The following is a 17,135-nucleotide window of genomic DNA, read 5'->3' on the forward strand; positions in this document are numbered from 1 at the left end:
ATGGCCCCGTTCCTCACCCTTCATCAGCCGCTCAACACCCGGCGCTTCTATGCTGAGGACCTCTGGCAGGAGGACACCTTCTATGGGCTGTTGGCGCGCCATGCCGCCGCCCGGCCGGACGCGATCGCGATCCGCGACGGCCGTCAGCAACTGAGCTGGTCGGCGCTCTGCCGCTGGGTCGACGGCGTCGCGGGGGATCTGCGCGCCTATGGGCTGGTGGCAGGCGACCGCGTTTCGATCTGGGCTTCGAACCGGATCGAGGCGATCGTCACCTTCCTCGCCTGCTCGCGCGAAGGCTTCGCCTGCAACCCCTCGCTCCATCGCACCTATACCTGCGAGGAGGTCGGTGGCCTGCTCGACCGGCTGTCGGCACGCTGCCTCGTCACCGAACCGGGCTGGGGCGCCAATCGCGACGAAGCCGATTTCGATGCGACGCTGGCCGCGATCCCTTCTCTCAAGGTCGTCTACACACCGGACAGCTTCCCGGCGCCGGCCCCGTATATGCAGCCCCCCTGCGCGGACCCGGACAAGGTCGTCTATCTCGCTTTCACCTCCGGCACGACCGGGGCGCCGAAATGCGTGATGCATTCCGACAACTCGCTGCTCGCCAATGCCCGCGACATGGTGCGCGACTGGGGGCACGGGCCGAGTACCGTGCTGCTGACGCTCTCGCCGCTGTCGCACCACATCGCCTGGGTCGCCGTCGGGCAATGGCTGGTCTCCGGCTGCCGGCTGGTCACCGACGACCCGCCAGCCGGCATGTCGCGGCTCGACTGGATCATCGAGACCGGCGCGACCTATGTCATGGGCGTGCCTACGCACGCCATGGATATCCTTGCCGAGCAGAAGCTGAAGGGCCTGCCGCGACTGGGCGATCTACAGGTCTTCTACATGGCAGGCGCGCCGATCCCGCCCAGTGTCGCGGCCGCCTTCGTCGCGCAGGGTATCCGCCCGCAGAACGTCTACGGCATGACGGAAAATTCGTCGCACCAGTACACGCATCTGCTCGACGACGCCGAAACGGTGGTTTCGAGCTGCGGCCGCGGCGGCCGGGCCTATCAGGTCAAGCTCTTCGACCCCGCCGACCAGGACCGTCCGGTCGCAGCCGGCGAGATCGGCCATATCGGCGGCAAGGGCGCGGCCCTGATGCTCGGCTATTTCGACAACCAGAGCGCGACCGAAGCCAGCTTCAACAGTGATGGCTGGTTCATGTCCGGCGATCTCGGCGTGATGGACGCCAAGGGCAACCTGCGGATCGAGGGGCGCCTCAAGGATCTGATCATCCGCGGCGGCCACAATATCTACCCGGCCCAGATCGAGGCGCTGGCGCTGCGGCATGCCCAGGTCGCCAAGGCCGCCTGCTTCCCGGTGCCCGACATGCGCCTCGGAGAGCGCGCCTGCATCGCCATCATCGGCGAGGCCGAGCCGGAGGATCTGCTGCTGCATCTCGCCGGCGAAGGCCTCTCGAAATACGACATGCCGGAGTTCTTCGTGCGTGTCGAAACCCTACCGCTGACGGCCAGCGGCAAGATCCTGAAACGCACGCTGATCGACATGGTGAAGCAGGGGGCACTGACGCCGGTCGCCGTGCGCTACCAGGCTCGCGAAAAGAGGCTGGCATGAGCGTTCAACTCTCGCAGCAGGGCGATGTCGCGATCCTCATGCTGTCGCGGCCGGAAGCGCTGAACGCGCTCTCCTTCGCCATTCTCGAAGAGATCGGTGCCGCGCTCGACAAGGTCGCCGGCATGCCGGTACGGGCGCTGATAATCACCGGCGCGGGCGAAAAGGCCTTCTGCGCCGGCGCCGACATCAAGGAGCTGCGCGGCCGCGACCTGGTTGCCCAGAAGCGTGGTGCCGAACTCGGGCAACGCGTTTTCGCCAAGCTCGACACGCTGCCGGTAGCCTCGATCGCCGCGATCAACGGCTATGCCTTCGGCGGCGGGCTCGAACTGGCGATGGCCTGCACCTTCCGCGTCGCGCTGCGCAGCGCCAAGATGGGGCTGCCGGAGATCAAGCTCGGCCTCGTCCCCGGTTATGGCGGGACGCAGCGCCTGCCGCGCCTGATCGGCCAGGCCCGCGCCCTCGACCTGATCATGACCGGGCGCAGCATCGGGGCGGAGGAGGCCCAGACGATCGGCCTTGTGAACCGACTGGTCGAGGCTCCGATCCTCGACAGCGCGCTCGCCATGGCGGCCGAATTCACCGGCTACGGCCTGCCGGCGCTCGGCTTCGCCCGCGAGGCAGTCCAGCGCGCCCTCGACCTGCCGATCTGCGAGGGTCTGAAGGTCGAGGCTGACCTGTCGACGCTCGCCTACCGGACGCAGGATGCCGAGGAAGGCATGGCCGCCTTCTCCGAAAAGCGGAAACCCGCATTCAGGGACGCCTAGCTCACCGGTCGGAAGTCTCTCCGACACAGGCGGCCGGGCGCACCTGCCCGGCCGCGCGCCGCCACCACGCGCCGGATCACGCAGTCAGGAACGCGCAGCCGATGAACGTCTTTCGCCAGCTGGAGCGACGTCGCCGCTGGAGCGAGGAGGAGAGGCTCCTTCTCGACCAGGTCGCGCGGCTTTGCGCGGAGGCGATCGCGCCGAATGCAGCGAAATGCGACCGCGAGGCGGCTTTTCCCTGGGCGAGTATCGAGGCCCTCGACCGGCTCGGGCTCAACGCTCTCTTTGTTCCGGAACGCTATGGCGGGACTGGCGGCTCCTACAGGCTCTATCTCGCCGTGGTCCGGCTGATCTCCGAGGCCTGTGCCGCGACCGGGATCACCTATGCGACCAGCTTCCACGGCATGGGGCCGGTGGTCGACCATGGCAGCGAGGCGCAGAAATCACGCTTTCTGCCGCGGATCGCGCAAGGGAGCCTCGGCGCCCTGGCGATCACCGAACCCGAGGCCGGGTCCGATGCCACCGGCATGCAGACGCGGTTTCGCCCCGATGGCGGCGACATCGTTGTCGATGGCGGCAAGATCTTCATCACCAACGGTGATGTCGCCGACCTCATCCTGCTCTTCGGCAAATGGAGCGAGATCGAGGACCCCCGCAAGGCGATCTCGGCGCTCGTTCTCGAAAAGGGCACTCCGGGCTTCGAGATCCTGCGTCTCGAGGACAAGATGGGCCATCGCGCCTCGTCGACGGCCGAGATCGCCTTCCGCGGCTGCCATGTGCCGCGCGCCAATCTCCTCGGCGAGCCCGGAGACGGTCTGCCGATCCTCCTGGCCTCGCTCAACAAGTCGCGCCCCAGCATCGCCGCGCACGCGCTCGGAATCGCTCATGCGGCCTTCAGCGACATGACGGATTACGCCAATCAGCGGCGCCAGTTCGGCAAGCGCCTCGTCGAGTTCCAGGGCAACCAGTTCACGCTGGCCGATCTCGCCACCGATCTCGCCATGGCCGAGCACTGGCTCGACCATCTCGGCGCGCTGGTCGACGAGGGTGAGACCGAATTCGGCGTCGAGGCCTCGATGGCCAAGATGCGCGCTTCCGATCTCGCCATGCGGATCGCCACCGAATGCGTCCAGTTGCATGGCGGCTACGGCTACTGCCAGGGGTATCGCGCCGAACGGCTGATGCGCGACGCCAAGATCACCCAGATCTGGGAAGGCACGAACCAGATCCATCGCCAACTCATCGGCAGGAGCTTTGCCAGGACATGACCGGAACCATTCGAACTGTCGGCGTCTGCGGTGCCGGCGGCACCATGGGCGCAGGCATCGCGATCGTCGCCGCCCGCGCCGGCTACAGGACGATTTCCTTCGACCGCTCGGCCGAGGCGCTGGCCCGCGCCCGCAAGCAGACCGAGGCGTTCTTCGCCAAATCCGTCGAAAGGCAGAAACTCTCGGCAGAGGAGCGCGACGTCATTCTCGCCAGCATGCAGTCGAGCACGGAGCTCGCCGATCTCGGCGCCTGCGACCTCGTGATCGAGGCGGTCTTCGAGGCGCTGAGCGTCAAGCAGGAGCTGCTTGGCGATCTGGACACGATCTGCCCGCCGCAAACGATCTTCGCCTCGAACACCTCGACCCTGTCGATCACCGAGATCGCCTCCGGCTGCAAGCGCCCCGACAAGGTCGTCGGCATGCATTTCTGCCTGCCGGCGCAGCTGATGAAGCTGATCGAGATGTCGCCGGGCATCCTGACCTCGGACGAGACCATGCAGGCCGCCTGGGACTTCACCGAGCGCTGTGGCCAGATCCCGGTGAAAACGCAGGACAAGCCGGGCTTCATCCTCAACGCGCTGCTTGTGCCCTTCAACAACGATGCGATCCGGGCCGTCGAGGCCGGCGTGGCCTCGCCGGCCGATATCGACCGCGCCATCAAGGCCGGTCTCGGCTACCGCATGGGGCCTCTGGAACTGATCGACCTGATTGGGCTCGACACCCAGGTCCGGCTCTCGGAGGCCTTCTATCCGATCACGCTCGATCAGCGCGCCGCCGCTCCGCCGCTGCTGCGGCGCATGACCTCGGCCGGGCTCCTGGGACGCAAGGCCGGCCGCGGCTTCTTCACCTATGACGGCAACGCGATGTTTGGAGCCTGAACCGATGCGCTATGCAATCCAGCAGGCCGGCGAGAGCCGGTCCTTCCCGGCAGGCGATGCCTTCCTGGCCAACGCCGTGGCGCCCGAAGCCGCCGAGGTGATGATCCATCTGGGCACGCCGCTCCGCGCCGATGATGCCAGGGCTGCGATCCTGCTCGAACTCGGCGAGGAATGCCTCGGCGTCCACACCGGCGAGACGCTGGGCGGCGAAGGCAGCAATATCCTCGGCTTCTGCCGCTACCGCAACGGGGCGGACACGCCCTCCGATCTGGTCGAGATCGTCCGTCAGAAGGCGACACCGGAAACTGCGATCGCCGCGGCCAGGGCGGTGTTCGAGAGCGCCGGACTGCAGGTCGCGATCTGCGACGATCAGGCCGGCCGGATCATCGACCGCCTCGTCCGCCCGAAATACAACGCCGCCCTGAGGTTCCTCGACGAGGGGCTGGCGACGCAGCAGGACATGGACCTGACCTGTCGGCTCGGCCTGGGCTATCGCGACGGGCCGATCGAACGCGTCGTGCGTGGCGGGCTGGCGGAGCATTACGACATCAGCAAGGCTCTTTTCGAGATCTATGGAAGCCAGGGCTATGCGCCGGCGCGCCGGGCCACGGTGGCGGCACGGCGCCGGGGTCCGGCTTCGAACGCTTGAACGCGCTTGTCCGGGAAGGACAGGCGCGGCGCAGGCCGGTGTCTGCGCCGCGGTCACATCCCGGGCCGTGTCGTTCTCGCGATCATTCTTGGCCCGCCCGGCGCCCCCGCGACGGCGCCGGCAGCAGGGAGCTTCCCTGAAAAGGGCTTTGCAGGGCGCTGGCATGCACCTTGCCATACCTGAGCGCCGGTGAAGTCCGATTCACCGGCGGGTTCAAGCACAATAACTCGGCATGGGAGTATTCTATGAAACGCCGCGATTTCCTCTTCACTGTTCCTCTGCTTGCCGCCCTGACGGCGGCACCCGCCCTTGCACAGGACATCCAGGATCGGACGATCAAATTCGGCTATTTCGTCAACGCCGAGTCGCCGGTCGGCCATGGCGTCCGCAAGTTCGCCGAGATCGTCGCGGCGAAGTCGGGTGGCAAGCTCAAGGTCCGCGAATTCCCCGCCGCGCAGCTCGGCAATGAGAACCAGCAGCAGTCGGCCCTCATCGCCGGGACGCAGGAGATGGCGGCGCCCGGTTCGCCGCAGCTCGTCGGCGCCGTGAAGGAATTCGGGCTTCTCGACTTCCCCTACATCGTCAGCACCCTGCCGCAGGCCGATGCGCTTCTCGACGGTCCGTTCGGCCAGAGCCTGCTCAAGACCCTGCCCGCCAAGGGCATCGTCGGCCTGGGCTATTTCGAGAACGGCTTCCGCCATGTGACGAACAGCAAGCGCCCGGTGAAGGGGCTCGCCGACCTCGACGGCCTGAAGATCCGCGTCCAGCTCAACCCGGTCTTCATCGACACCTTCCGGGCCTTCAAGACCAACCCGGTGCCGCTCGGCTTCGGCGAGCTCTACACGGCGCTCGAGACCAAGGCAGTCGATGCGCAGGAGAACCCGCTGCCGAACATCGTCACGACCAAGTTCTACGAGGTACAGAAGTATCTCAGCCTGACCGGTCACGTCTACGGCAACAACATCATCCTGATGAGCAAGAAATTCTGGGACAAGCTCTCTGCTACCGAGCAGAAGATCATCTCGGAAGCGATGACGGAGGCGATTGCCTATCAGCGCAAGATCAGCCGCGAGCAGCTCGCCAAGGGGCTCGACGATCTGAAGGCTGCGGGCATGCAGATCGACGACGTCGCGCAGTCCGAGAAGGACAAGATGCGCGAGATCAGCAAGCCGATCACCGAGAAGTTCATGACCCAGTACGACGCGGAGACCGTGAAGCTCTTCAAGGCGGAGCTCGAGCGTATCCAGAAGCTGTAAGCCGCGGCGTTTTCGACAGGTTGTCCAACCGTTCCTGCACTTCGTCGAGGGCGACGAGGTGCAGGAAGCGGCGGGCTTTTGCGCCTTGTCGCTCGCGCAGCGGGACCGAGAGGGTCACCCATGAGTAGACTGATTGACGCTTACTTCTATTTCCTGAAGTGCCTGATTGCGCTGTTTCTGCTCGGGATGGTCATCCTCGTTTTCGGAAACGTAGCACTTCGTTACCTGTTCAATTCCGGCATCATCGTTTCCGAGGAATTGTCGCGCTGGCTGTTCGTCTGGCTGATTTTCCTCGGATCCTGCGTCGCGATGCGCGAGCACGGCCATCTCGGCGTCGACATGCTGGTGAAGCGGCTGCCGCCGACCGCGAAGCGCGCATGCGTCGCCTTCACCCAGCTCGCCATGCTCTACATCACCTATCTGATCACGATCGGGAGCTGGAAAGAGGTCCTGATCAACTGGGACGTCGTCGCGCCGGCATCGGGCCTGTCGCTCGGCTACTTCTACAGCTCCGGCGTCGTCTTCGGCGTAACCACCGGCCTCGTGCTGGCGACCGATCTCTACTGGACCCTGAGCGGTGCGATCCCCGACGACCGGCTTGGCCTGGTCAGGGAGAGCGAGGAGATCGAGACACTGCATTCCGTACCGGCAGAAGGCAACGACCGGCACCCGGGCACACCGCAAAGAGCTGGGAGCTAGTCGCATGACGGTATTGGTCTTCACCGGGTCGCTGCTGGGGAGCATGGCTCTCGGCATGCCGATCGCCTATGCCCTGCTCGTCTGCGGCGTGGCGCTGATGGTCTATATGGACATCTTCGATGCCCAGATCATCACGCAGAACCTGATCAACGGCGCCGATTCCTTCCCGCTGATGGCGGTCCCCTTCTTCATGCTCGCCGGCGAGATCATGAATGCCGGCGGGCTGGCGAAGCGCATCGTCGCCTTCGCGCTGACGCTGGTCGGCCATATCAAGGGCGGCCTCGGCTACGTCACCATCCTGACCTCCTGCATGCTGGCCTCGCTATCGGGCTCGGCGGTGGCTGACGCGGCGGCGCTCGGCGCCCTGCTCGTGCCGATGATGGTGCAGGCCGGTCACGACAAGGCGCGGGCCGCGGGCCTGGTCTCGGCCGGCGCCGTCATCGCGCCGGTGCTGCCGCCTTCGATCGGATTCGTGATCTTCGGCGTGGCAGGCGGCGTCTCGATCTCGAAGCTGTTCCTCGCCGGCATCGTCCCCGGCATCCTGATGGGCGTCAGCCTGTGCGTCGCCTGGTGGCTTTATGCCCGCCGGGAAGACACCAACCGCCTCGCCAGGCGCTCCACCAAGGAGGTCATGGTCGCCTTCAAAGACGGTTTCTGGGCCCTGATGCTGCCGTTCATCATCATCTTCGGCCTGCGCTTCGGCATGTTCACCCCGACCGAGGCCGCTGTCGTCGTGGCGGTTTATTCTCTGTTCGTGGCGACGGTGGTGTATGGCGAACTGAAGCTCTCCGACCTGCCGGCGCTCTTCGTCCGTTCGGCGCTGACGACCGCGGTGGTGATGCTGCTGGTGGCCGCGGCCCTGGTCTCGTCCTGGCTGATCACGGTTTCGGAGATCTCGACTCAGATCATCGACCTGGTCGAACCACTGATCGATCATCCGACCCTGCTGCTGATCGCGATGATGCTGCTGGTCGTGATCGTCGGCACGGCGCTGGACATGACCCCGACGATCCTGATCCTGACGCCGGTGCTGATGCCGATCGTCAAGCAGGCCGGCATCGACCCGGTCTATTTCGGCGTGCTCTTCATCATGAACTGCGCCATAGGCCTGATCACTCCGCCGGTCGGAACCGTGCTCAACGTGGTCTGCGGCGTCTCCAACATCACCATGGAGCAGGTGGTGAAGGGCGTCTGGCCATTCATGGTGGCGCAACTCGCCGTGCTGTTCCTGCTGGTGCTGTTCCCGATCCTCGTGACCGGACCCGCACGCTGGCTCGGCGGCTACTGACCGGGCCCGGGGAGGAAGCGCACCGGCGCTGCACCTACCCCGTGGCAGTCTCGGGAACGCGGGACACAAAAAAGGAGCGCGCCGGTCGCGGCGCGCTCCTTTCTCTTTGGCCGAAGCGGTTCAGGCGATGCGTTCGAACGCCATGGCGACACCCTGCCCGACGCCCACGCACATGGTCGCGAGGCCGTAGCGCCCCTGGCCGTGCTCGAGCTCGCGCACGACATCCATGGCGATGCGGGTGCCGGACATGCCGAGCGGATGGCCGAGCGCGATGCCGCCGCCATGCGGATTGACGTGCGGCGCATCGTCAGACAGCCCGAGCTGCCGCAGGCAGGCCAGCACCTGGCTGGCGAAAGCCTCGTTGATCTCGACGGCGTCGAAGGCGCCGATCCCGAGCCCAGTCCGGTCCATCAGCTTGCGCACCGCCGGCACCGGGCCGATGCCCATGATCCGCGGCGGGACGCCGGCAGAAGCCGTGCCGAGGATGCGGGCGCGCGCGACCAGGCCGTATTTCTCGACCGCGGCAGCGGAGGCCAGGATCATCGCCGCCGCGCCGTCATTGACGCCGGAAGCGTTGCCAGCCGTCACCGTGCCGCCCGGACGAACCACCGGCTTCAGTTTCGCCAGCGCCTCGATGGTCGTCTCGCGCAGGTGCTCGTCGAGGGCGAACGCCGTGTCCTGTCCCTTCGCCGCCGGCACCGTGACGGGGACGATATGGGTGGCGAGCATGCCGTTCGCCTGGGCGACTGCTGCCCGCTGCTGCGAACGCAAGGCGAATGCGTCCTGAGCATCGCGCGTGATCCCGAACTCGTCGGCGACATTCTCGGCGGTCTCCGGCATGGAATCGACACCGTACTGGGCCTTCATCAGCGGATTGATGAAGCGCCAGCCAATGGTCGTGTCCTGCAATTGGGCGCTGCGCTGGAAGACCTGTTCGCTCTTGCCCATCACGAAGGGGGCGCGGCTCATCGATTCGACGCCGCCGGCGATGACGAGGTCCATCTCCCCGGCCCGGATGGCGCGGGCAGCGATGCCGACCGCATCGAGGCCGGAAGCGCAGAGCCGGTTGACCGTGACCGCCGCCTGATGCTCGGGCAGGCCGGCGAGCAGCGCCGCCATGCGCGCCACGTTGCGATTATCCTCGCCGGCCTGGTTGGCGCAGCCGAACACGACTTCGTCGACCGCCTCCCGGATGCTGGGCTGGCGCTCGAGCAGAGCCCTTAGCGGCACGGCGGCGAGATCGTCGGCCCTCACCCGCGCGAGCGCGCCGCCATAGCGCCCGATCGGCGTGCGCACGGCGTCGCAGACAAAAACATCAGCCATCATGGTCTCCTGAAGGAATCGTGGACGTCTCGCGCCAGGCCCGCGGCGCGAGCCTGGCGAAGCCCGGCACCTGCCGGGTTGCGCTCAGAGGCCGAGGGTCCCGCCACCATCGACGACCAACTCGGCCATCGTGATGTGGCGGGCCTCGTCGGAGAGCAGGAAGGCGACCGAATTGGCCACGTCCTCGGGCGTCGCGACGCGGTTCAGCGGGATGCCGAGGCGGAAGCTGGCGGCGCTGCCGTCCAGCACCTCGGAGCCGAAGGCCATCGCCCCGGCCATTCGGCGCACCATGGCGGTGTCGGTGGAGCCCGGCGCCACGGTGTTGACCCGAATGCCGTTGCGCGCGAGCTCGAGGCCGAACACCCGCATCATCTGGCTGAGCGCCGCCTTGGAGGCGCAGTAGGCGCCCTGCGCCATCCGCGGCATGCGGCCGGACGTCGAGGAGATCGAGACTATTGAGCCCTTGCCTGTCGTCAGCATGCGGCGCGCCACCCACTGGGTCATCAAGAAGCTGCCGCGGACATTGACTGCGAAAGTCGTGTCGAACTCGTCGAGCGAGACATCGACCAGCTTGCGGATGTGCTGCACGCCGGCGACGTTCACCAGCCCGTCGATCGCGGCGAGATCGCCGAGTTCGCGGTCGAGCCTGTCCTGCAGATCCGGGGCGCCGAGGTCCGCCGTGATGCGCCTGACCCGCTCGGGAACGCTGCCCGCAGCGGGCGGAAAGGCGCGGTCGATCAGAACGAGGTTCGCGCCGCCGCGATGGAGCCTGCGCCAGACCGCTTCGCCGATGCCGCCTGCGGCGCCGGTGACGATGTATTGTCCGGAAATCTTCTGTTCGGTCACGAGACCCCCCTGTGGCTGGGCATGGCCATGCCGGATAGCGGCGCGAGAAAGCGGGCCCGGCCTGCGCCGGAGCCAGGAGCGATATGGTAGGAGCGGAGGTGCTAGGAGGCCGCTGTAGCGGCATTCACCCGGTCGAGCAGGCGCAGCATGCCGTCGAGACCTGCGAAATAGGAATCGATCCCGAAGCCGCAGACATAGCCCTTGGCCGCAGCCGCGGTGACGGTGTTGAGGCCGCCGGTGATCGAGGCCTTGGTGATGTGGACCTCGACATAGGGCAGGGGCACGGCCATCAGGCAGTCGCGCAGCGCGAAGCCGCAATACTGGAACCCGGCCGGGTTCATCATCAGTCCGTCGAAGCCCTCGCCGGTCGCTCGATAAATCCGGTCGATCGCCTCGCCTTCGTGGTTGGTGTAGAAAATCTCGAGCTCAACGCCGATGTCGCGGCAATGCGCCTGGAGCGCCGCATCGAGTTCCTGCGCCGTGGTCGTGCCGTAGATTTCCGGCTGGCGCTTGCCGAGATAGCACATATTGGCGCCCTGGATGAGCAGGAGCTTTCTCTTCACGGTCCGCGGCATGTTCTCTTCCATCGCAAGGTGAGGCAGTAGCGGGCCGATCGGATCAATCGGCCTGATGTCCTGCGCAGCCCCGCCGCTATGCGGCGTTTCGGCGTACGCGAAAAGCACCGCAACCATCGTGCCAGCGAGCCCGTGGCGCGGGAATGCCAGCGGGCAAGCAGCGCACTGCCCAGCGCCGCGCTTTGCCTGTATCCGCAAAGGACACAGATGCGGCGAATGTCGTCAGCGAGGACATGTCGGCCGGGATTTCGATGGTCCGGGCCGCATCAATCATCGACTGGCGAGCCGGCATGGTCCTTGCCCTGTTGCCGGCCATGTAGGCGGGACCTGCAACGGCCTGCCGGGCCAAGGCCCGCCGGCAGCAGCACTCCCCGCACGATGCGGCAACAGGCCAGGAGGTTGTTTTGAAAGCGGTAGTGGTAAGCAGGAACGCGCCGTTCGAGGAGATCGAGATCGGCCAGTTGCCGGATCCGGTGCCCGGGCCGGGCGAAGTCGTGGTCGATGTCGCCGCCGCCGAAGCGAACTATCCCGATATCCTGGCGATCGAGGGGCGCTATCAGATCAAGCCGCCACTGCCGTTCTCACCCGGCAAATCGGCCGCCGGTCGCATTTCCGCCGTCGGCGAAGGCGTCAGCACCTTCAAGACCGGCGACTTCGTCTCCGTGCAGGTCGAGTACGGCGCCTATGCCGAGAAGCTGCGCGTTGCCGCCGCTCACTGCTTCCACGCCCCCGCTGGCATCCCGGCCGAGAAGGCGGCGGCGCTCGGGCTGGTCTACCAGACCGCCTGGTTTGCGCTGAAGGATCGCGCTTCCTTCAGGCCGGGCGAGATCGTGCTCGTGCTCGGCGCCTCCGGCGGTGTCGGCGTCGCCAGCGTGCAGCTCGCCAAGGCGCTCGGCGCAAGGATGGTGATCGCCGGGGTTCTCGGTGCCGAGAATGCGAAGGTCGCGCGCGAAGCCGGCGCCGACCATGTCATCGAGCTGGGCGACCCGGAGCTGCGCGAGAGCCTGCGCCGCCAGGTCGGTGAGTTCACCAGCGGGCATGGTGTCGATGTGGTGATCGATCCCGTCGGCGGCGACGCAAATGCCGCCGCCCTGCGCGCCATGGCCTGGTGCGGGCGCCTGGTGGTGATCGGCTTCGCCAGCGGAACCATCCCGCTGATCAAGGCCAATTACCTACTGGTCAAGAACATCGCCGTCAGCGGCCTGCAATGGTCCGATTATCGCGACCGCACGCCGGAGCGCATGCAGGAAGCCCAGCGCGAGATCTTCGAGCTCTATGTGAACGGCAAGATCGATCCGATGATCAGCCGGGAGCTGCCGCTGGCCGAGTTCAAGGAGGCGCTGCGTTCGCTGCGAGACGGCAAGGCCCAGGGCAAGATCATTCTCGCGGTTCGGCCCTCGTGAGCGCGCTGCCGCAAACCTGTATCGTCGCGGTCGTCGGTGCCGGCGCGATGGGCGCCGGCATCGCCCAGATCGCCGCCTCCGCCGGCCACCGGGTCCTGCTGCTCGACAACGCGGCCGGCGCCGCGGAGCGGGCGCGCAATCGCATCGGCGACGACCTCGCCCGCCTGGTCGACAGAAAGCGCCTCTCCGAAGCCTCCCGCTCGGCCTGCCTGGCGAACATCGTGCCGGTCAGCGAGCTTTCCGAATTCGCGGCAGCCGGGCTAGTGGTCGAGGCGATCATCGAGGACCTCGCGGCAAAGCAGGCACTGTTTCGCAAGCTCGAGGCGATCGTCGGCGAGGACACGATCCTGGCGACGAACACATCGTCGATCTCTGTGACCGCCATCGCCGCCGGGCTGGCAAGGCCCTCGCGCGTCGCCGGTTTCCATTTCTTCAATCCGGCCCCGGTCATGAAGCTGGTCGAGGTGGTACGGGCGGCCCAGTCCGACCCTGCGGTGATCGCAACCCTCGTCGCCACTGCGACGCTCTGGGGCAAGGTCGCCATCGTCGCGCGGTCGACGCCCGGCTTCGTCGTCAACCGCGTTGCCCGGCCCTATTACGGCGAGGCGCTGCGGCTGCTCGAGGAGGAGGCCACGACGCCTGCCGAGCTCGACGCCATCCTCACCCAGGGCGGCGGCTTCCGGATGGGCCCCTGCGCCCTGATGGACCTGATCGGCCATGACGTGAACTATGCGGTGACGCGTTCGGTCTTCGAGGCCTTCTCCTATGACCCGCGCTATCGCCCCTCGACGCTTCAGAAGGAAATGGTCGAGGCCGGCTGGCTCGGGCGCAAGAGCGGCAAGGGCTTCTTCGACTATGGCGCGGCGCCGGCTCCAGCCGCCGCAGCCGCAGTCGGCGGCGAAGATACCGAGTCGCTGCCGGCCCTCGACGGTGCTCAATTTGCATGTGCCGGCGTGCGGATCGCGCGCAGCGACGGCCGCACCGCCGCGGATCGCGCGCTCGCCGAGGGGCGCCCGGTCGCCCTCTACGACGTGACCTCCGATCCCCGGACGAGCCGGGTCGCGCTCGCGCTTTCGCCCGATGTCCCGGAAGCGGCCCGTGCGGCGATCGGCGCTTTCATCGGCGGCGGCGTGCGTCAGATCAGCCTCATCGCGGATCGGCCGGGCATGATCGTGCTGCGGACGGTCGCCATGCTGGCCAACGAGGCCTTCGAGGCCGCACTGGTCGGCGTCGCCTCGCTCGAGGAGATCGATGCGGCGATGGTCAATGGGGCGAACTATCCGATCGGCCCCGCCGCCTGGGCGCGAAGGATCGGCCTCGGCTCGATCCTGGCGACGCTCGACGCCATCGAGGCGGCGACCGGCGACCCGCGCTATCGCGCTTCGCTCGGCCTGCGGCTGGCGGTGGCGCGCCAGCAGCTCCTCGAGCGCGCCGCAGCCTAGGCGAAGAACGCCTTCCCATCGCGGGACGGGCGCCACCGCGTGCCCGCCCTTCCTTCAAGCAAGGAAAGCCAGAGTTTCATGCCGCTCGATCCAAGCCGTTTTCTGGGCCGCCGCTATCCGGACAGGGAATTCTCCTACACCGAGCGCGACACGATGCTCTACGCGCTGAGCGTCGGCATGGCCCAGGACCCGACCGACCGGCGCGAGCTCGCCTTCGTCTGCGGACCGGAACCGCGGGTCCTGCCCTCCCAGGCGACGGTGATCGCCTGGGACTACAGCTTCATCGAAGGCAGCGGCATCGACGAGGTGATGATCCTGCACGGCGCCCAATCCGTGGAGATCCACAACCCGCTGCCGCCGGCCGCGACGATCGTCTCGGAATTTCGCATAAGCGATCTGTTCGACAAGGGGCCTGGCAAGGGCGCGGTGATCGTCGCCGAGATCAGGATCCGCGAAAAGCATTCCGGCACCCCGCTCTGCACCAATCTCTGGACCTCCTACGCCCGCGGCGAAGGTGGGTTCGGCGGCGAAAAGGGCCCGAGCGCGCCGAAGGCGAACTATCCGGATCGCGCCCCCGATGCGATGATCGACACCCCGACCAATAGGAACCAGCCGCTGTTCTACCGGCTGCTCGGTGACGTCAATCCGCATCATTTCGACCCGGATTTCGCCAGGGCCGCCGGGTTCGAGCGCCCGATCCTGCACGGCAATTGCACCTTCGGCATCGCCTGCCGGTCGGTGGTGATCGCCACCTGCGACCACCGGCCGGAAAGGCTGAGCCGGATCAGCTGCCAGTTCAGGGCTCCGGGCCTGCCGGGCGACACCGTCCGGACAGAAATCTGGCGCGAGGGCGGGAATGTGATCTTCCGGGCCTTCTCGCTAGAGAGCGGCGCCGAGCTCATCGGCAACGGGCTCGCCAGCATCGGTAACGCAGCCGTCTGAGCAGGCTTCGTCGCCATCCGTTCATCCCCTCACCCATCCGAGCGGGCACAGCGCTGGAGCGCCCTGCCCGGTCCGGTCACATAACAGGAGCATATCGTGTCGAAAGTGGCGCTCGTCACAGGCGGGACCCGCGGGATTGGCGCTGCCATCGCGCGTGGCCTGAAGGAAGCCGGCTACACTGTGGCGGCAAGTTTCGTCGGCAATACCGCAGCGGCCGAGGAGTTCCGCGAGGAGACCGGAATCCCAGTGTTCCGCTGGGACGTCAGCAGCTCCGAGGAATGCCGTCGCGGCGTCGACGAGGTGACGCAGGCGCTGGGGCCGATCGAGGTCCTGGTCAACAATGCCGGCATCACCCGCGACCGTGCCTTCCGCAAGATGTCAGACGAGGACTGGCATGTGGTGATGAACACCAACCTGCACTCGGCGTTCTACATGACGCGAACGGTCATCGAGGGGATGCGCGAGCGGCAATATGGCCGGATCATCAATATCTCCTCGATCAACGGTCAGCGGGGCCGCTACGGGCAGGTCAACTACTCGACGGCGAAGGCCGCCCTTTACGGCCTGACCAAGGCGCTCGCCATGGAATATGCCCGGCGCGGCATCACCGTGAACGCCATCGCTCCCGGCCATATCGACACCGAGATCGTCCGGTCCTCCAGCCCGGAACTGGTCGCGAGCCTGCTCGCCGAGATCCCGGTCGGCCGCCTCGGCACACCGGAGGACATCGCCCGCTGCGTCTGCTTCCTGGCATCCGAGCAGGCCGATTTCATCACGGGGTCGACGATCACCGCCAATGGCGGAACCTATCTGATCTGACCTGCCGCGGGACCCGAGGTTCCGGCCGGTGGACGGCCGCCGGTCGAAGAAGGAACGAGACATGCTGCTCGATGGAAAAACCGCGGTCGTGACCGGCTGCGGCGGCGGACTCGGCCTGGCCATCGCCAGGACGCTGGCGAGCCATGGCGCCCGTATCGTCGCCATGGACCGCAGCCCTGAACGCGCGAACGAGGCCGCGAGGGGACTGCTGGCGAGCACGGAGCGCCAAGCCATCTCGATCGCTGTCGACGTCTCCTCGGCAGCGGCGGTCGCCGAGGCGTTCGCAAAGCTGGACCGGCATGAAGCCCGGATCGATATCCTGGTCAATTGCGCCGGCATTCGCGAGGTCTCCAGGATCTACGATCTCGACCCCGTCGAATGGGAGCGCGTCATCGCCGTCAATCTGAGCGGGCCGTTCTATGTCACCCGCGAAGCCGCGCTGAGAATGCGCAAGACCGGCGGCGGATCGATCGTCAATGTCGCATCCGTCGCCGGCATCATGGGCCTGACGCATCGGCCGGCCTATACGGCGAGCAAGCATGGGCTGGTCGGCCTGACCCGGAACCTGGCGCGCGATCTGGCAGGCGACGGCATCCGCGTCAACGCCGTCGCGCCGGGGACCATCCGCACCCCGATGACCGAAGGCTTCTTCGACAATGAGAGCTTCCGCCAGGGGCTCAGGGAAGTCGTGCCGCTCGGCGACAAGGGCACTTCCGAGGACGTCGCCAATGCCGTGCTGTTTCTCGCCTCGCCGTTGGCCGGTTTCGTCAACGGCGTCGTCCTGCCCGTCGATGGCGGCTGGAGCGCCGAGAAGGGCTACACCCTCGGAAGCGGAGACACCGGCTATACCTCCGCCGCAGCAAAAACCTCGTCATGACCGCCCCACTCATCGTTCTTCGATCATGGGCGCAGTTTGACCGACCAACCGGATTGTCCGAACCCGGACATGCTAAGCGTCAGCCAAAGGCCCGCCCGGTCACGAGACGCCGATTTTCAAATGCCTCAAATGGGATGGGCCGGAAGCGGAAGTCAGGCCATCGCAGGAGTAACGTCCGTCTTCGGGATGCCCTCGAACTTCGGCTTATGTGAAGGGTTTCGGATGCCGGCCCGAGCGCGCGGGTTGGGCTCGGGCTGAGGGCCGGCGTTCGAAAGCCTCCAGGGGAAGAAGCAGCGGCCCGGGGCCATGCGCTATGGAGATTTCGCTGCACGGCCTGGTCTGCGGGATCGTGCGAGACGCGCGTCGGCGGTGCGATGCTCCGACCGAGATGCCCGGGAGCCGGCGTTTGGCTTCGCATGGGACGGATGCGGGCCCGCCGTGATCCCCATTTCCGCCACCGGGCCGAACGGTCTCGCCCGCTCT

The 17,135-nt window shown here is 66.8% G+C and carries 16 protein-coding genes; 13 read left to right on the plus strand and 3 right to left on the minus strand.

Features of this window, described 5'->3' with window-relative positions; translation table 11 throughout:
* The 8 genes from AC3RCC_RS17485 (at position 1) to AC3RCC_RS17520 (ending at position 8,425) form a co-directional block, all read left to right on the plus strand.
* The gene (locus AC3RCC_RS17485; RefSeq protein ID WP_492256059.1) at positions 1-1,623 is read left to right on the plus strand and encodes a class I adenylate-forming enzyme family protein; all 1,623 of its coding nucleotides are present in this window, start codon (positions 1-3) and stop codon (positions 1,621-1,623) included.
* A complete protein-coding gene (locus AC3RCC_RS17490) occupies positions 1,620-2,387 on the plus strand; it encodes an enoyl-CoA hydratase/isomerase family protein (protein WP_291650591.1) in 768 nt (255 codons plus the stop codon). Before AC3RCC_RS17485 ends, AC3RCC_RS17490 begins: the two co-directional genes overlap by 4 nt.
* 101 nt (positions 2,388-2,488) lie before the next feature.
* Entirely contained in the window at positions 2,489-3,655 is a 1,167-nt protein-coding gene (locus AC3RCC_RS17495) for an acyl-CoA dehydrogenase family protein (protein WP_492256060.1), read from the plus strand.
* Positions 3,652-4,533 (plus strand): 3-hydroxyacyl-CoA dehydrogenase family protein, encoded by an 882-nt coding sequence (locus AC3RCC_RS17500; protein WP_291650595.1) that lies wholly within the window; start codon positions 3,652-3,654, stop codon positions 4,531-4,533. Before AC3RCC_RS17495 ends, AC3RCC_RS17500 begins: the two co-directional genes overlap by 4 nt.
* A 4-nt stretch (positions 4,534-4,537) precedes the next feature.
* Entirely contained in the window at positions 4,538-5,182 is a 645-nt protein-coding gene (locus AC3RCC_RS17505; RefSeq protein ID WP_291640427.1) for a 3-hydroxyacyl-CoA dehydrogenase family protein, read from the plus strand.
* Positions 5,183-5,427: 245 nt separating this feature from the next.
* Positions 5,428-6,438 (plus strand): TRAP transporter substrate-binding protein, encoded by a 1,011-nt coding sequence (locus AC3RCC_RS17510; RefSeq protein ID WP_492256061.1) that lies wholly within the window; start codon positions 5,428-5,430, stop codon positions 6,436-6,438.
* Positions 6,439-6,558: 120 nt separating this feature from the next.
* Complete coding sequence (locus AC3RCC_RS17515; RefSeq protein ID WP_492256062.1) at positions 6,559-7,137, plus strand: TRAP transporter small permease; 579 nt, start codon at positions 6,559-6,561, stop codon at positions 7,135-7,137.
* A 4-nt stretch (positions 7,138-7,141) separates the two neighbouring features.
* The gene (locus tag AC3RCC_RS17520) at positions 7,142-8,425 is read left to right on the plus strand and encodes a TRAP transporter large permease subunit (RefSeq protein ID WP_492256063.1); all 1,284 of its coding nucleotides are present in this window, start codon (positions 7,142-7,144) and stop codon (positions 8,423-8,425) included.
* A gap of 120 nt (positions 8,426-8,545) precedes the next feature.
* On the opposite strand, the gene pcaF is transcribed toward AC3RCC_RS17520, so the two are convergent.
* From pcaF to AC3RCC_RS17535, 3 genes are all read right to left on the minus strand, one after another.
* Positions 8,546-9,748 (minus strand): 3-oxoadipyl-CoA thiolase, encoded by a 1,203-nt coding sequence (gene pcaF / locus AC3RCC_RS17525; RefSeq protein WP_492256064.1) that lies wholly within the window; start codon positions 9,746-9,748, stop codon positions 8,546-8,548.
* Between the two features lie 84 nt (positions 9,749-9,832).
* Complete coding sequence (locus tag AC3RCC_RS17530) at positions 9,833-10,594, minus strand: SDR family oxidoreductase (protein ID WP_492256065.1); 762 nt, start codon at positions 10,592-10,594, stop codon at positions 9,833-9,835.
* A gap of 101 nt (positions 10,595-10,695) precedes the next feature.
* On the minus strand, positions 10,696-11,169 hold the full coding sequence (locus tag AC3RCC_RS17535; RefSeq protein WP_492256066.1) for a type II 3-dehydroquinate dehydratase: 474 nt from the start codon (positions 11,167-11,169) through the stop codon (positions 10,696-10,698).
* 416 nt (positions 11,170-11,585) lie between these two features.
* Here AC3RCC_RS17535 and AC3RCC_RS17540 point away from each other — a divergent pair, with 416 nt between their 5' ends.
* From AC3RCC_RS17540 to AC3RCC_RS17560, 5 genes are all read left to right on the plus strand, one after another.
* Positions 11,586-12,572 carry an NADPH:quinone oxidoreductase family protein gene (locus AC3RCC_RS17540; RefSeq protein ID WP_492256067.1) on the plus strand — a complete coding sequence of 329 codons (987 nt, stop codon included), beginning with the start codon at positions 11,586-11,588 and terminating at the stop codon, positions 12,570-12,572.
* A complete protein-coding gene (locus AC3RCC_RS17545) occupies positions 12,569-14,014 on the plus strand; it encodes a 3-hydroxyacyl-CoA dehydrogenase (RefSeq protein ID WP_492256068.1) in 1,446 nt (481 codons plus the stop codon). Before AC3RCC_RS17540 ends, AC3RCC_RS17545 begins: the two co-directional genes overlap by 4 nt.
* 78 nt (positions 14,015-14,092) lie before the next feature.
* A complete protein-coding gene (locus AC3RCC_RS17550) occupies positions 14,093-14,956 on the plus strand; it encodes a MaoC/PaaZ C-terminal domain-containing protein (RefSeq protein WP_492256069.1) in 864 nt (287 codons plus the stop codon).
* Positions 14,957-15,052: 96 nt separating this feature from the next.
* The gene (gene phbB / locus AC3RCC_RS17555; protein WP_291638847.1) at positions 15,053-15,775 is read left to right on the plus strand and encodes an acetoacetyl-CoA reductase; all 723 of its coding nucleotides are present in this window, start codon (positions 15,053-15,055) and stop codon (positions 15,773-15,775) included.
* A gap of 61 nt (positions 15,776-15,836) precedes the next feature.
* Positions 15,837-16,652, plus strand: coding sequence for an SDR family NAD(P)-dependent oxidoreductase (locus AC3RCC_RS17560; protein WP_291638848.1), 816 nt, complete (start codon positions 15,837-15,839; stop codon positions 16,650-16,652).
* The last annotated feature ends 483 nt before the right edge of the window (positions 16,653-17,135 follow it).

Source organism: Allobosea sp. GW823-FHT01F03, from assembly GCF_058798075.1.

Bases quoted from the DNA above. Each gene is read 5' to 3' on its own strand.
- AC3RCC_RS17485 (WP_492256059.1), top strand. From the start codon at position 1: ATGGCCCCGTTCCTCACCCTTCATCAGCCGCTCAACACCCGGCGCTTC.
- AC3RCC_RS17490 (WP_291650591.1), top strand. From the start codon at position 1,620: ATGAGCGTTCAACTCTCGCAGCAGGGCGATGTCGCGATCCTCATGCTG.
- AC3RCC_RS17495 (WP_492256060.1), top strand. From the start codon at position 2,489: ATGAACGTCTTTCGCCAGCTGGAGCGACGTCGCCGCTGGAGCGAGGAG.
- AC3RCC_RS17500 (WP_291650595.1), top strand. From the start codon at position 3,652: ATGACCGGAACCATTCGAACTGTCGGCGTCTGCGGTGCCGGCGGCACC.
- AC3RCC_RS17505 (WP_291640427.1), top strand. From the start codon at position 4,538: ATGCGCTATGCAATCCAGCAGGCCGGCGAGAGCCGGTCCTTCCCGGCA.
- AC3RCC_RS17510 (WP_492256061.1), top strand. From the start codon at position 5,428: ATGAAACGCCGCGATTTCCTCTTCACTGTTCCTCTGCTTGCCGCCCTG.
- AC3RCC_RS17515 (WP_492256062.1), top strand. From the start codon at position 6,559: ATGAGTAGACTGATTGACGCTTACTTCTATTTCCTGAAGTGCCTGATT.
- AC3RCC_RS17520 (WP_492256063.1), top strand. From the start codon at position 7,142: ATGACGGTATTGGTCTTCACCGGGTCGCTGCTGGGGAGCATGGCTCTC.
- pcaF (WP_492256064.1), bottom strand. From the start codon at position 9,748: ATGGCTGATGTTTTTGTCTGCGACGCCGTGCGCACGCCGATCGGGCGC.
- AC3RCC_RS17535 (WP_492256066.1), bottom strand. From the start codon at position 11,169: ATGCCGCGGACCGTGAAGAGAAAGCTCCTGCTCATCCAGGGCGCCAAT.
- AC3RCC_RS17550 (WP_492256069.1), top strand. From the start codon at position 14,093: ATGCCGCTCGATCCAAGCCGTTTTCTGGGCCGCCGCTATCCGGACAGG.
- AC3RCC_RS17560 (WP_291638848.1), top strand. From the start codon at position 15,837: ATGCTGCTCGATGGAAAAACCGCGGTCGTGACCGGCTGCGGCGGCGGA.